Annotated in this window: 12 protein-coding genes and 1 riboswitch; of the genes, 6 read left to right on the forward strand and 6 right to left on the reverse strand. The window is 74.3% G+C overall.

Annotation, left to right across the window (positions count from 1 at the left end; all coding sequences use genetic code 11):
• Positions 1-12 precede the first annotated feature (12 nt).
• The gene (locus ACGFI1_RS02280; protein WP_392782127.1) at positions 13-1,230 is read right to left on the reverse strand and encodes an NAD(P)/FAD-dependent oxidoreductase; all 1,218 of its coding nucleotides are present in this window, start codon (positions 1,228-1,230) and stop codon (positions 13-15) included.
• A 94-nt stretch (positions 1,231-1,324) separates the two neighbouring features.
• Positions 1,325-1,437, forward strand: a riboswitch (TPP riboswitch).
• On the opposite strand from ACGFI1_RS02280, the gene thiO reads away from it, so the two are divergent.
• From thiO to ACGFI1_RS02310, 6 genes are all read left to right on the forward strand, one after another.
• Positions 1,427-2,554, forward strand: a complete 1,128-nt coding sequence (thiO, locus tag ACGFI1_RS02285) for a glycine oxidase ThiO (RefSeq protein ID WP_386868930.1) — start codon at positions 1,427-1,429, stop codon at positions 2,552-2,554. Its footprint overlaps the riboswitch before it by 11 nt.
• Complete coding sequence (gene thiS / locus ACGFI1_RS02290) at positions 2,551-2,751, forward strand: sulfur carrier protein ThiS (protein ID WP_138638090.1); 201 nt, start codon at positions 2,551-2,553, stop codon at positions 2,749-2,751. The genes thiO and thiS overlap by 4 nt, the downstream gene beginning before the upstream one ends.
• Before the next feature lie 2 nt (positions 2,752-2,753).
• Positions 2,754-3,527 (forward strand): thiazole synthase, encoded by a 774-nt coding sequence (locus ACGFI1_RS02295; protein ID WP_386868933.1) that lies wholly within the window; start codon positions 2,754-2,756, stop codon positions 3,525-3,527.
• A 144-nt stretch (positions 3,528-3,671) separates the two neighbouring features.
• Positions 3,672-4,619, forward strand: a complete 948-nt coding sequence (locus ACGFI1_RS02300; RefSeq protein WP_138638089.1) for a DMT family transporter — start codon at positions 3,672-3,674, stop codon at positions 4,617-4,619.
• A 36-nt stretch (positions 4,620-4,655) separates the two neighbouring features.
• Complete coding sequence (pknB, locus tag ACGFI1_RS02305) at positions 4,656-6,575, forward strand: Stk1 family PASTA domain-containing Ser/Thr kinase (protein ID WP_392782131.1); 1,920 nt, start codon at positions 4,656-4,658, stop codon at positions 6,573-6,575.
• Between the two features lie 20 nt (positions 6,576-6,595).
• Positions 6,596-7,468 (forward strand): deoxyribonuclease IV, encoded by an 873-nt coding sequence (locus ACGFI1_RS02310; RefSeq protein WP_392740622.1) that lies wholly within the window; start codon positions 6,596-6,598, stop codon positions 7,466-7,468.
• Positions 7,469-8,077: 609 nt separating this feature from the next.
• Here ACGFI1_RS02310 and ACGFI1_RS02315 read toward each other — a convergent pair.
• From ACGFI1_RS02315 to ACGFI1_RS02335, 5 genes are all read right to left on the reverse strand, one after another.
• On the reverse strand, positions 8,078-9,793 hold the full coding sequence (locus tag ACGFI1_RS02315; RefSeq protein ID WP_392782135.1) for a sodium:solute symporter family transporter: 1,716 nt from the start codon (positions 9,791-9,793) through the stop codon (positions 8,078-8,080).
• Positions 9,790-10,206 carry a hypothetical protein gene (locus ACGFI1_RS02320; protein WP_392740616.1) on the reverse strand — a complete coding sequence of 139 codons (417 nt, stop codon included), beginning with the start codon at positions 10,204-10,206 and terminating at the stop codon, positions 9,790-9,792. The genes ACGFI1_RS02315 and ACGFI1_RS02320 overlap by 4 nt, the downstream gene beginning before the upstream one ends.
• Entirely contained in the window at positions 10,196-11,014 is an 819-nt protein-coding gene (locus tag ACGFI1_RS02325) for a LytR/AlgR family response regulator transcription factor (RefSeq protein ID WP_301176252.1), read from the reverse strand. Before ACGFI1_RS02325 ends, ACGFI1_RS02320 begins: the two co-directional genes overlap by 11 nt.
• Before the next feature lie 76 nt (positions 11,015-11,090).
• Positions 11,091-12,416: a sensor histidine kinase gene (locus ACGFI1_RS02330; RefSeq protein WP_392782138.1), complete on the reverse strand. Its 1,326-nt coding sequence runs from the start codon at positions 12,414-12,416 to the stop codon at positions 11,091-11,093.
• 113 nt (positions 12,417-12,529) lie between these two features.
• Entirely contained in the window at positions 12,530-13,153 is a 624-nt protein-coding gene (locus ACGFI1_RS02335; RefSeq protein WP_301176254.1) for a sulfite oxidase-like oxidoreductase, read from the reverse strand.
• Positions 13,154-13,276 lie beyond the last annotated feature (123 nt).

Raw genomic sequence — 13,276 nt, forward strand, 5'->3', positions numbered from 1 at the left:
CGCCGCCGATCGCTATCCGCGAACGGCCTGCCGGACGGGCACGTCCGGGTCGGCGATCGCCGCCGGGTCCACCGGCGTGCCGGCGGCGATCACCCGCCGCGCCTGCACCAGGTCGCGGGGCCGGTCGACGGTGAGGATCGCGTCGAGCCGGTCGCCGGTCAGCCACGCCACCGCCCACTTCCGGCCGGACGGGTCGCCGCGGTGGACGAGCCGCTCGGACGCGACATGGCTGCCCGCGTACTGCACCATGCGGCCGAACTGCTCGGACCAGAAGTAGGGGGCGGCGTCGTAGCGGGCGTCGGCGCCGAGGAGGGTCGCCGCGGCGGTCTCGGGGGCGTTGAGGGCGGTGTCCCAGTGCTCGACGAGGAGCCGGCGGCCGTAGCGCGCCGACCACCAGGCGGCGCAGTCGCCGACCGCGACGATGTCCGGGCGGAGGGCGCCCGGCTCCTCCTCGCCCTCGTAGACGCGGAACGCGCCGTCGGTGACCACGCCGCGCTCGACCAGCAGCCCGGAGCCCGTCAGCCAGGACACCTCCGGGCGGACGCCGACGCCGACCACGACCTCGTCGGCCTCGATCCGGCCGCCGCCGGCGAGGGCGAGGCCGCCCGGCTCGACCTCGGCGACCTTCACGCCGGTGCGCAGTTCGACGCCCGCCTCGGCGTACCAGGGGGCGGTCAGCGCGCCGACCTCGGGGCCGATCGCGTTGGCGAGGGGCGTGTCTGCGGCCTCCACGACGGTGACGCGGCAGCCCTTCTTCGCGGCGGTGGTCGCGACCTCGGCGCCGATCCAGCCCGCGCCGACGATCACGATCCGGGCGCCCCCGGTCAGCCGGGACCGCAGGTCGCGGGAGTCGCCGATGGTCCGCAGCACGTGCTGGCGGCCCTCCCCCGGCAGGGTGACGGGGGTGGCGCCGGTCGCGATGACCAGCCCGTCGAACGGCAGGTCGCCCGCGGTGGTGGCGAGCACGCCGCCGCGCCCCGGCGCGGCGGGCCGCAGCGCGGTCGCGCGCTCGCCGAGCAGCAGGTCGCAGCGCAGCGCGTCCCAGTCGGCGTCGACCGTCGTGTCGTCGGAGTCGCCCGCGAGGACGGCCTTCGACAGCGGCGGCCGGTCGTACGGCCGCTCACGCTCGGCCGACACGAGCGTCAGCGCGCCCTCGTACCCCTTGCTGCGCAGGGCTTCCACGGCGCGCACGCCGGCCAGCCCGCCACCCACGACGATGACCCTGTCCATGAAGGGCAGCCTAATGCGCCGCCGATTTCGGGTGGACACCTGTCCAGGAGTTGGGGGACGCGATCGAGGTCGTAAGGTAGGGAACAGGTAAAACGTGACAGAGCGCGGGAGTCCGGTGCGACCGGGCTGAGAGGGCGGCTGAGCGGGCCGCCGACCGCCGGACCTGATCCGGATCATGCCGGCGAAGGGAGCGCGCATGGAGATCGTGATCGTCGGGGCGGGGGTCATCGGCCTCGCCACCGCCTGGCGGACCGCCGCGGCGGCGGGCGGCGGGGTCACCCTGGTCGACCCGTCCCCCGCGAGCGGCGCCTCGTCGGTGGCGGCGGGCATGCTCACCCCCGTCAGCGAGCTGACCTACGGCGAGGAGCCGCTGCTGCGGCTCGGCCTCGCCTCCCGCGACCGCTACGGCGCCTTCGTCGCCGAACTGGAGGAGCTGACCGGCCGCGGCACCGGCTACCGCACGGACGGGCTGCTGCAGGTCGCGTTCGACGCCGACGACCTGAAGTACCTCGACGACCTGCGCCGCTTCCAGGAGAGCCTCGGCATCCCCGCCGAGGCGCTGACCGGCCGGGAGAGCCGGCGGGCGGAGCCGATGCTCGCGCCCGGCGTGCGCGGCGGGCTGCTCGCCCCCTCCGACGGCTCCATCGACCCGCGCCGGCTCACCGCGGCCCTGCTCGCGGCCTGCGAGCGGACCGGCGTGCGGCTCGTCCGGCAGCGGGCCGCACGCATCGTCGTCGAGGGCGACGCGGCGGCCGGCGTCGGGCTGGACGACGGGACGGTGCTGCGCGCGGACAAGGTGCTGCTCGCCGCCGGGCCGTGGTCCGGCGACCTGGAGGGGCTGCCGCCCGGCAGCGTGCCGCCGGTCCGCCCCGTGAAGGGGCAGGTGATCCGGCTCCGCACCCGTGTCCCGTTCCTGCGCCGCACCACCCGCGGCCTGGTGAAGGGCTCGTCGGTGTACCTGGTGCCGCGCGCGGACGGCGAGATCGTCCTCGGCGCCACCCAGGAGGAGCTCGGCTTCGACACGCGGGTCACCGCGGGCGGCCTGTGGGAGCTGCTGCGCGACGCCCGCGAGCTGCTGCCCGGCATCACCGAGCTGGAGTTCGCCGAGGTCACCGCCGGGCTGCGGCCCGGCTCCCCGGACAACGCGCCGCTGATGGGGCCGTCCGCCCTCCCCGGCCTCCTCCTCGGCACCGGGCACTTCCGCAACGGCGTCCTGCTGGCCCCGGTCAGCGCCGACGTCCTGTCCGCGATGCTGCTGGACCGTCCCGTCCCCGAGGTCGCGGGGCCGTTCGCCCCGGACCGCTTCTCCGAGGTGCCGTCATGAAGGTGACCGTCAACGGCGAGCCGCGCGAGCTGGCCGAGGCCGCGAGCGTGGCCGAGGTGATCGCGTCCGTGACCGCCGCGCGGACCGGCGTGGCCGCCGCGCTGAACGACGAGGTCGTCCGCCGCTCCGCGTGGGAGACCACGCCGCTGCGCGACGGCGACCGGCTGGAAGTGCTGACCGCCGTCCAAGGAGGCTGAGGGTGCAGAAGGACACGCTGGTCATCGCGGGAGAGGAACTGGACTCGCGGCTGATCATGGGCACGGGCGGGGCGCCGAGCATGCACGTGCTGCGGGAGGCGCTGACCGCGTCCGGGACGGCGCTGACCACGGTCGCGATGCGGCGGGTCGACCCGTCCGCGCGGGGCTCGGTGCTGGACGTCCTCAAGGAGTGCGGCATCCGGGTGCTGCCGAACACGGCGGGCTGCTTCACCGCCGGGGAGGCCGTGCTCACCGCCAAGCTCGCCCGCGAGGCGCTCGGCACGGACTGGGTCAAGCTGGAGGTGATCGCGGACGAGCGCACGCTGCTGCCCGACCCGATCGAGCTGGTGGAGGCCGCCGAGCAGCTCGTCGACGACGGCTTCACCGTGCTGCCGTACACCAACGACGACCCGGTGCTGGCGCACCGGCTGGAGCAGCTCGGCTGCGCCGCGGTGATGCCGCTCGGCTCCCCGATCGGGTCGGGCCTCGGCATCCGCAACCCGCACAACATCGAGCTGATCGTCGAGCGGGCGAACGTCCCGGTGATCCTGGACGCCGGGCTCGGCACCGCGTCCGACGCCGCGCTCGCCATGGAGCTGGGCTGCGACGCCGTGCTGCTGGCGACCGCGGTCACCCGCGCGCAGGACCCCGCCCGGATGGCCGCGGCGATGCGGCACGCGGTCGAGGCGGGGCGGCTCGCGCGGCTGGCCGGGCGCATCCCGAAGCGCCGCTACGCGCAGGCGTCCTCCCCGTTCGAGGGGCTCGCCACTTCGTAGCAGGGCTAAAGCATCGCCTATAGAAGTATTCGCTGGACCTGAAACGTGCGCCTTACCAAACTGGGTCCGTTCACCCCGGACATGCCGCAACCGGGCACGTCATTTCGGTGTTCATGGAAACGACCCATACCTAAGGTGCGTGACATGCAACAGGAGAACACGGGTCGCGTCGACAAGGGCGCGGTCGCCGCCGCCACGATCACGGTGGTGCTGTGGGCGTCGGCGTTCGTCTCGATCCGCAGCGCCGGTGCCGAGTACGGTCCGGGCGCGCTCGCCCTCGGCCGCCTTCTTTCCGGGACGGTGGTCCTCGGCGTGCTCTGGGCGATCCGGCGCGAGGGGCTCCCGCCCAGGGCGGCATGGCCCGGCATCGTCACCGCGGGCGTGCTGTGGTTCGGCGCCTACATGGTCGCGCTGAACTGGGGCGAGCAGCTCGTGGACGCGGGCACCGCCTCCCTCGTCGTCAACATCGGGCCCATCCTGATCGCGCTCCTCGGCGGCTGGCTGCTGAAGGAGGGGATCTCGCCCCGGCTGGTGGTCGGCATGGCCGTCTCGTTCGCCGGCGCCGCCGTCGTCGGGCTGTCGATGTCCGGGGAGGGCCGCGCGTCCGTCGGCGGGGTGCTGCTCTGCCTCGTCGCCGCCGTGACCTACGCGGCCGGCGTGGTGAGCCAGAAGCCCGCGCTGCGGCACGCCTCCGCCCTGCAGTTCACCACGTTCGCCTGCGGCATCGGCGCGCTCGCCTGCCTGCCGTTCGCCGGGCAGCTGGCCGAGCAGGCCGCCGACGCCCCCGCCGGCGCCACCCTCAACATGGTCTACCTGGGCGTCTTCCCGACCGCGCTCGCGTTCACGACCTGGGGCTACGCGCTGGCCCGGACGTCCGCCGGGAAGATGGGCGCCACCACCTACGCCGTCCCCGCCCTCGTCGTCGCGATGTCGTGGCTGTTCCTCGGCGAGGTCCCCGGCCTGGTCACCCTCGCGGGCGGCCTGCTGTGCCTGGCCGGCGTGGCCGTCTCCCGCAGCCGGGCCCGCCGCCGCGCCACACCCGCCCCAGAGGCATCACCCCAGGGGCTCATGGATGCTCATACTCCCGGCTGATGAGTTCCACTTCCGTTCACCCGTAAACTCGCACCGATGGACATGACGGTCGCAGATCCACTCGTCGGGCGGATGCTCGACGGGCGCTACCGCATCGAGTCCCGCATCGCGCGCGGCGGCATGGCCACGGTGTACCTGGCGCGGGACGTCCGCCTCGACCGCACCGTCGCGATCAAGGTGATGCACGCCGGGCTCGCCTCCGACGAGGACTTCGTCGCCCGCTTCATCGGCGAGGCGAAGGCCGCGGCGGCGCTGTCGCACCCGAACGTCGTCGCGGTCTACGACCAGCGCACCGACGGCGAGCACGTCTTCCTGGTGATGGAGTACGTGCCGGGCCGCACCCTCCGCGAGGAGCTGACCGCGCGCGGCCGGTTCGGCCCGCGCGCCGCGCTGGAGATCATGCAGCCGGTGCTGGCGGCGCTCGGCGCCGCGCACCGGGCCGGCCTCGTGCACCGCGACGTCAAGCCGGAGAACGTGCTGATCACCGAGGACGGCCAGGTCAAGGTCGCCGACTTCGGGCTCGCCCGGGCCGAGACCGCGAGCAAGATGACCAAGACCGGCGTGATCATCGGGACGGTCGGCTACCTGGCGCCCGAGCAGGTGCTGTCCGGCGACGCCGATGTCCGCTCCGACGTGTACGCCGCCGGGACCATGCTGTTCGAGCTGCTCACCGGCCGGCTCCCCCACCAGGGCGACACGCCCCTCGCGGTCGCCTACAAGCACGTGAACGAGACGGTGCCGCCGCCGTCCACGCTCGTCCCCGGGCTGCCGGTGCAGGTGGACGCGCTCGTCACCGACGCGACGAGCCACGACCCGGCGCGCCGCCCGCACGACGCGAACCAGTACCTCGCCGAGGCGGCCGAGGTGTTCGGCGGCCTCCCCCGCGACTTCGACCGGCGGCTGGAGGAGTCGTCCCACCGCGCGACCAGCGTGCTGGAGGCGCCCGCCCCCGGCCACACCGCCGTCCTCGACCCCCGCGTCGAGCCCACCGCCGACTACGTCCCGCAGCGCAGCCGCACCGACCGCGCGATCGGCGCGCTGACCGGCCGCTACGTCCTCATCGCCATCGGCGCGGTCGCCGCGCTCATCCTCGGCTGGGCCGTCTGGTACCAGACGTCCGGGCAGTACGAGCACGTCCCATCGTCGATCATCGGGATGAAGGTCTCCGACGCCCGCGACCAGCTGGAGTCCAAGGGCCTGGAGGTCCGCACCGCGAAGGCGGTCTACGACGACCGCGTCCACAAGGGCCGTGTCGCCAAGTCCGACCCGCCGGCGGGCGCCCGCATCGCCAAGGGCGAGCCGATCACGCTGACGCCGTCGAAGGGCCTCACGCCCCGCGAGGTCCCCGACGTCGAGGGCAAGCCGCTCGCCGACGCCAAGAAGACCCTGGAGGACAAGGGCTTCACCGTCGGCCGGACGAGCACCAGCCCGTCCCAGACCGTCGGCAAGGACCGGGTCATCAGCACCGACCCGGAGGCCGGCCAGAAGCAGTCCCCCGACGAGCCGGTCGCGATCGTCGTCTCCAGCGGCATGTCCATGCCCGACCTCGTCGGGCAGAACGGCGACACGGCGGCGAACCAGCTGCGCTCGATGGGCCTGAACGTCACCGTCCAGAAGAAGACGGTGGACGGCAAGCAGCCGAACACCGTCGTCAGCCAGACCCCCTCCGAGGGCACCGGCGTCTCCCGCGGCGACGACGTCACCATCGTCGTCAACAAGCGCGACTGCATCGTCGACGCGGGCCCGATCCAGTTCGGCTGCGACGACGGCGGCGACGAGAGGATCCCCGTCCCCAACGTGACCGGCCGCACCGTGGACGACGCCAAGAAGGCCCTCAAGGAGTCCGGCTTCAAGGTCAACGTGACGGGCTTCGGCGGCAACATCGTCCGCTTCCAGTCCCCCTCGAACGGCGAGGCCCCGCGCGGCTCCACGGTCACCATCGTCAAGGGCCCGTGACCGGATACGCTGAACCGGCTATGACCTCACCGAACAGCCCCGTCGGGGCCCATGTCCCCGTGGCCGGCGGCCTCGCCACCGGCGGCCTGAAGTACGCCGCGCAGATCGGCGCCGAGGCGATCCAGGTGTTCGTCGCGAACCCGCGCGGCTGGGCGCTGCCCGAGGGCAGGCCCGCCGAGGACGCCAAGCTCCGCGAGCACGGGATCCCCGTCTACGTGCACGCCCCGTACCTGGTCAACTTCGGCTCGCCGACGCCCGAGACCCTCGCCAAGTCGGTCGCGACGGTCCGCCACTCCCTGGTCCGCGGCCGGGCCATCGGCGCCCGCGGCGTCGTCGTCCACACCGGCTCCGCCGTGAGCCAGACCTACGACGAGGCCATGGCCCAGGTCCACGAGCACGTCCTCCCCCTCCTGGAGGAGATCCCCGAGGACGGTCCCGACCTCCTCCTGGAGCCCATGGCCGGGCAGAACAACATGCTCTGCGCCAAGGTGCAGGACCTCGGCCCCTTCTTCGAGAAGCTGGAGCACCACCCGAAGCTCGGCGTCTGCTTCGACACCTGCCACGCGTTCGCCGCCGGCCACGACCTGGCCGCTCCGGGCGGCGCCAAGCAGACCATCGACGACCTGATCGCCACCGTGGGCGAGGGCCGCCTGAAACTGATCCACGCCAACGACTCCAAGGATCCCTGCGCCTCCGGCCGCGACCGCCACGAGAACATCGGCGCCGGCCACATCGGCGAGCAGCCCTTCGCCGACCTCTTCGCGCACCCCGCCGTCCAGGGCCTCCCCTTCCTCATCGAAACCCCGGGCCGAGCCCCCGAACCCCACGCGAAGGACATAGAAACCCTGAAGCGCCTCCGTACCCCAGAACAAGCAGAGCAAAGCGAGCAGTAAGGCGAGCCGATAGCCGGCAACCGCAACCGTCTACTGCGACAACACCGGCCACCACCCCGGCCCCGCGACAACCTGGGCAGTCGCGATTGCGTCCGAAGGCAGGTTCGAGCGAAGCGAGAACCTGATCGCGCAGCGAGCCGCAAGGCGAGCCGAAGCGATGCAGCAATCGCACTTTTGCCCGCCGAAGGAAGGCGCCCTAGCGCCTGACGCCAAGGGCGAAACAAATAAATACGACTCGGACGCCGCTGAACAACCCCCCGACTGTTCAACGGCGCCCGAGCCACAGGCCGCCGGATCCCACCCCCCCGGTACGGGATCCGGCGACTCCGATCCGGCCTGTAGCCGGATCTCCGGGATTTGCTGTTGTGGGAGGTTCGCGGCCGGGAGCCGCCGCCCCTCCGGTGGCGGTGTGGCGTGTGGTGCCACTGAGAACACTAGACGCGCGGGACGGCCCGGCGGCACCAGGAGAACACAGCCCTCGATGAACGGTACGTAGTCATAGATGTGCGTAGCGTAGTCACACGATGAGCGGTCGGTTCTGCGGGACGAGCGGCCGGGCGCTGACGGTCCCCGCGGCACCGGTGCCGTTCGTGGCCGGAGGGCGGGGCTTCACCCGGCGCGGAGGTCTTCGGGGAGGTGCAGTCGGCGCAGGGCGCCGTCGGTGTGGCGCGGGACGCGGCGGCGGGTCAGCAGGGACACGGCGGCCATGGTCGCGAAGGCGGCAGGGGCGATCAGCAGGACGGGCTGGTCCAGGACGGCCGCCGTCCAGCCCGCGGGCGCGTCGTGGAAGAGGCGGAGGATGCCGGCGGCGACGGCCAGGCCGCCTCCGGTGAGGAGGCCGGCGGCGGCCCCGGCGGCGGTCAGGCCGCGCCACCAGATGCCGAGGACGAGCAGCGGGCACAGCGAGCAGGCGGACACGCCGAGGGCGGTGGTGACGAGGTCCGCCGCGCCGTGCCCGCCGAGGCCGGGCAGGAGGGCGAGCGGGGCGGCCAGCGCGACCAGGACGCCGCGGCGGAACGCCGCTGGGCCAGCGCGGCGGGCGCACTGGGCGAGCGTCCCGCCGATGGCGACGGCGAGGCCGCAGGAGGTGGCGATGAACGCGGCGAAGGCGCCGGCGGTGACGAGGCCGGTGAGCAGCGCGCCGGGCGGGCCGGGGACGATCCGCTTCGGGAGCAGCAGGAGGGTCGCGTCGGTGTCGCCGGTCATGAGCAGTTCGGGCGCGTACAGGCGTCCCAGCGTCCCGTAGAGGGTGGGGAACAGGAAGAACAGGGCGAGGAGGGCGGGCACGATCGCGGCCGTGCGGCGCGCGGAGCTTCCGGACGTGCTGGTGTAGAAGCGCATCAGGATGTGCGGTAGCCCCATGGTGCCGAGCAGGACGCACAGCATCGCCGAGTAGGTGCGAAACAGTTCGTGCCGGTCGCCGCGCCCGAACGGCGTCGCCCAGGTGCCGCCGTCCTGGACGGGCAGGCTCTCGGCGTGCGGCACCGGCGTCCCGGCGGGGAAGACCACGGTGGTCCCGCGGCCGATGGTGTGCCGCCCCGCGGGCAGGCGGATTTCGCCGCCGGGGCGGCGGGCGCCGTCCACGGTGCCGTGCGCGGTGACGGTGACGTCCGCGGGAACGGTGACGGTCACGTCGGTGCGGACGTCCACCCGCGTGGTCTGCTCGAAGCGCGGGACGCCGGCGCCGAGCGGGCCAGGGCCGCCGTGCAGGTGCCACATCCCGAGCAACGCGACCGCGGGCACCGCGACGGCGACCAGCTTCACCCAGTACTGGAGGGCCTGGACCGCGGTGATGCTGCGCATCCCGCCGGACAGGACGAGCCCCAGCGTGACGGCGACCACGACGGCCCAGCCCGTCCAGGCGGGGGCGCCGGTCAGCACCCGCAGCGTCACGCCCGCGCCCTGGAACTGCGGCAGCAGGTAGAACCAGCCGGCGAAGCAGACGCAGCCGGTGACGAGGTGGCGGACGGCGCGCGAGCCGAGCCGCCATTCGGCGAAGTCGGAGAGGGTGTAGGCGCCGGAGCGGCGCAGCGGCGCGGTCACGAACGCCAGCAGCAGGACGTGCCCGGCGGTCGCGGCGATGGGCAGCCACAGCATGTCGGCGCCGTAGGCGAGGACGAGCCCGGCGGTGCCGAGGAACGCGGCGGCGGAGATGTACTCGCCGCCGATCGCGGACGCGTTCCGCCAGGGCGTGACGCCGCGCGAGGCGACCAGGAGGTCGGACGTCGTGCGGGCGGAGCGGCGCCCGTACACGCCGATCGCGGCCGTCACCCCGAGGAGCATGGCCGGTGCGGCGAGCGCCGCCGCCGCGGCCGGCGCGGTCACCGGCGGTCCAGCGCGCGCTCGGCCCGTTCGGCCCGTCTCAGCTGGCGGACCGCGACCGCGACCCAGACCGGCTGAACGCCCGCCGCGAGGACGAGCCACAGCACCGGGAGCCCGTGCGCGCGGGCGCGCGCGACCGGCGGGACGAGCGCCAGCAGCGGCAGCCCCACCAGGACGGCCATGACGATCGCGCAGGTGCCGAGGGCGGCCCGCAACTGGGCGCGGATCAGGGCGCGCGTCTCGGCCGGCCCCGGAGGCGGTGCCGTGCCGGTCGCGGCGGTGCTGGGCGGGCCGGTATGGAGCGGGTCGGCGTCCGGTGTCTCGGGGGCGGCGGCCCGGGCGTCCGGCCGGGCGGCCTCCCCCGCAGTGCCCGCGGCGGGTTCCGCCGGCAGCACGGCCCGGTGCTCACCGCCCATCGCCCGCCTCCCCCGCCGCGCCGCCCCCCGCCGGGCCGCCGTCCGGCGGGTCCTCCTCCGGGTGGTGGAACCGGCGGACCAGGCGGTCCCGCACCTCGCGGGTGTGCCGGCGGCTGACCTGCAGGAGCTCGTCGCCGATCCGGACGGCGGCGCGGCCGCCGTCGAACCGGACCTCGGTGATGTGCGCGGACGCGACCAGGGTGCTGCGGTGGATCCGGATGAACCCGGCGGTCTCCCACCGCTTGGACAGCGCCGACAGCGGCATCCGGACCAGGTACCCGCCGTCGGCGGTGTGCAGCCGGACGTAGTCGCCCTGCGCCTCCACGTGCGTCACCGTCCGGCGGGAGACGAGCCTGGTGCGGCCGCCGAGCTCGACGGGGATCAGCTCGTCGTCGGGCGCGGGGCCCTCCGGCGCGGGCGGGGCCGTGCGGTGCACGGCCTCGGCGACCCGCCGCACCGACTCGGCGAGCCGCTCCGGCCGGACCGGCTTCAGCAGGTAGTCGAGCGCGCCCAGCTCGTAGGCGGTGACGGCGCAGTCGTCGTGCGCGGTCACGAACACCACGTGCGGGGGCGCGGAGAACCCGGTGAGCAGCCGGGTGAAGTCGAGCCCGTCGAGGCCCGGCATCCGGATGTCCAGGAACACGGCGTCGAGGCGCTCGCCCTCCACGAGCATGCGGCTCAGGTCGCGGAGCGCGCACGAGGCGTCCCCCGCGCCGGTGACCTGCCCGATCCGCGGGTCCTGGCGGAGGAGATAGGCCAGTTCCTCCAATGCGGGGCGTTCATCGTCGACGGCGAGGACGTGGAGCATGAGGGCGACTTTGCCGCGATTACCGTCCGTCCGCAATCGATTCCAAGAAGTGAGTGTCGCGCCGAGGGGCGGGGCGTCACTCCGGAAAGACCCCTGGGCGGCACTTCGGAACGCGCAATCTGACCTTGGTTCCGGCGCCGAGCGCTGTCTCGACGGTGAGCCCGTAGTCGTCGCCGTAGACCTGGCGCAGCCGCTCGTCGACGTTGGCGAGGCCGATGCCCGGGTCGCCGCGCCCGTCCTTGCGGGGCCGCGCCGGGACGCTGCCCCAGCCGGTCGGGCCGGGCCGGCCGACCGGCGCGGACAGGATCTCCTGGAGCCGCTCGGGGTCCATGCCGGCCCCGTCGTCCTCCACGCTGATCGCGGCCTCGGCCCCCGAGTCGCGCGCGACGATCGCGATGTGGAACTGCCCGCGCCGCCCCGCCATGCCGTGCCGGACGGCGTTCTCGACGAGCGGCTGCAGGGCCAGGAACGGGACGGCGACCGGCAGCACCTCCGGCGCCACGTCGACGCTGCACTTCAGCCGCTCGCCGAACCTGGCCCGCTCCAGCAGCAGGTAGCGGTCGATGGAGCGCAGCTCGTCGGCGAGGGTGGTGAAGTCGCGGCCGTCGCGGAAGGAGTAGCGGGCGAAGTCGGCGAAGTCCAGCAGCAGGGCGCGGGCGCGGGCGGGGTCGGTGCGGACGAACGAGGCGATCGTGGTCAGCGAGTTGTAGACGAAGTGCGGGGAGATCTGGGCGCGCAGCGCCCGCGTCTCGGCCTCGCCGAGCCGGACGCGGGCCGTGTCCAGCTCGGCCAGCTCCAGCTGCCCGGCGACGAACCGGGCGGCCTCGCCGACGGCGCGGATCCGCGCCGCGGTCACGCTCCGCCAGTACGCGGTGAGCGTGCCCTCGACCCGTCCCGCCACGGTGAGCGGCGCGGTCAGCGCGACCAGGACGGGGCAGTGCGGATCGGCGCAGCCGACCGGCTCCGGGGCGCCGGCCCTCGGGCGGCCGGACGCGAGCACGGGCACCGCGAGCCCGACGGCCTCGGCCGCGTGGGCGCCGCCGCCGGCGCCCTCCCAGGCCAGCAGCCGGGGCGCCACCCGGACCGGGTCACCGCTGGGCGGGGCGCCGCCGGGGCCGCCCGCGGCGTCCTCGGGGCGCACCGCGACGATCGCGACCGCCTCGGCGCCGAGCAGCGGCCGGAGCTCGCGCGCCGCCTTCCGCGCCGCCTCGCCGGTCAGCCCGGCGCGCAGCGGCGGCGACGCCCGCGCGATCAGGCCCAGGGCCGCGAACGCCGCCTCCTCGGCCGGGTCGGCGGGCGCGCGGCGCGGCAGGCGGAACCACCGGCGCAGCGCCCAGACCCCGGAGGCGGCGCCGGCGGCCGCGGCGTGGACCGCGGCATCTGCGACGGACGGTAGGACCATGACGACTTACGGTAACGTCTACCGTCCCCGGCGGTCCGGTCGTTGCCCATTTACGAATGTCTCGGATAGGCCACACCCGGCCGCGCGTCCGGTGCCACGGCCCCGGCGCCCCCTCACAGGGGCGGGGACTCGCCCTCGTCCTCCTGGTAGGAGTACCGCTGCTCCCGCCACGGGTCGGCGACGTTGTGGTAGCCGCGCTCCTCCCAGAACCCGCGGCGGTCCTTCACCAGGTACTCGACGCCGCGGACCCACTTGACGCTCTTCCACGCGTACAGGTGCGGGACGACGATGCGCACGGGGAACCCGTGGTCGGCGGTCAGCCGCTCGCCGCCGTGGTGGGTGGCGAACATGGTCCCGTCGGCGAGGAAGTCGCTCATCCGGATGTTGGCGCTGTAGCCGTACTCGGCCCAGACCATCACGTGGGTGACGTCCGGCGCGGGGGGCGCCAGCTCCACGATCGCCGTGCCGGGGACACCCTCCCACTCGTTGCCGGGGATCGTGAACTTGGTGACGCAGTGGAAGTCGGAGACCGCCCCGGTCCTCGGCAGCGCGTCGAACTCGTCCCAGGTCCAGCGGTGCTGCCCGCCGGACTCGGTCGCGCCGAAGACCCGGAAGTCCCAGTCCGCGGGACGGAACTTCGGCACGGGGCCGTAGTGCAGGACGGGCCAGCCGCGGGGGACGTACTGCCCCGGCGGCAGGTCCCGCGGCTGCGGTGCGGAGTTCTCGGGGTGGGTCATGACGCGGCCATCCTGCCATCCGGCGTGAGCTGAGCCATATTCGGGGGCGGTGCGAATGGCCGCCGCGCGCATCGGATACGCTTGGGCCCGTGCGCAACGTCGTCTATTTCTTTTGGTACGGCC

This window comes from Actinomadura geliboluensis (assembly GCF_043197915.1).
GTDB lineage: Bacteria > Actinomycetota > Actinomycetes > Streptosporangiales > Streptosporangiaceae > Spirillospora > Spirillospora geliboluensis.

Bases quoted from the DNA above. Each gene is read 5' to 3' on its own strand.
- ACGFI1_RS02280 (WP_392782127.1), bottom strand. From the start codon at position 1,230: ATGGACAGGGTCATCGTCGTGGGTGGCGGGCTGGCCGGCGTGCGCGCC.
- thiO (WP_386868930.1), top strand. From the start codon at position 1,427: ATGGAGATCGTGATCGTCGGGGCGGGGGTCATCGGCCTCGCCACCGCC.
- thiS (WP_138638090.1), top strand. From the start codon at position 2,551: ATGAAGGTGACCGTCAACGGCGAGCCGCGCGAGCTGGCCGAGGCCGCG.
- ACGFI1_RS02300 (WP_138638089.1), top strand. From the start codon at position 3,672: ATGCAACAGGAGAACACGGGTCGCGTCGACAAGGGCGCGGTCGCCGCC.
- pknB (WP_392782131.1), top strand. From the start codon at position 4,656: ATGGACATGACGGTCGCAGATCCACTCGTCGGGCGGATGCTCGACGGG.
- ACGFI1_RS02310 (WP_392740622.1), top strand. From the start codon at position 6,596: ATGACCTCACCGAACAGCCCCGTCGGGGCCCATGTCCCCGTGGCCGGC.
- ACGFI1_RS02320 (WP_392740616.1), bottom strand. From the start codon at position 10,206: ATGGGCGGTGAGCACCGGGCCGTGCTGCCGGCGGAACCCGCCGCGGGC.
- ACGFI1_RS02325 (WP_301176252.1), bottom strand. From the start codon at position 11,014: ATGCTCCACGTCCTCGCCGTCGACGATGAACGCCCCGCATTGGAGGAA.
- ACGFI1_RS02330 (WP_392782138.1), bottom strand. From the start codon at position 12,416: ATGGTCCTACCGTCCGTCGCAGATGCCGCGGTCCACGCCGCGGCCGCC.
- ACGFI1_RS02335 (WP_301176254.1), bottom strand. From the start codon at position 13,153: ATGACCCACCCCGAGAACTCCGCACCGCAGCCGCGGGACCTGCCGCCG.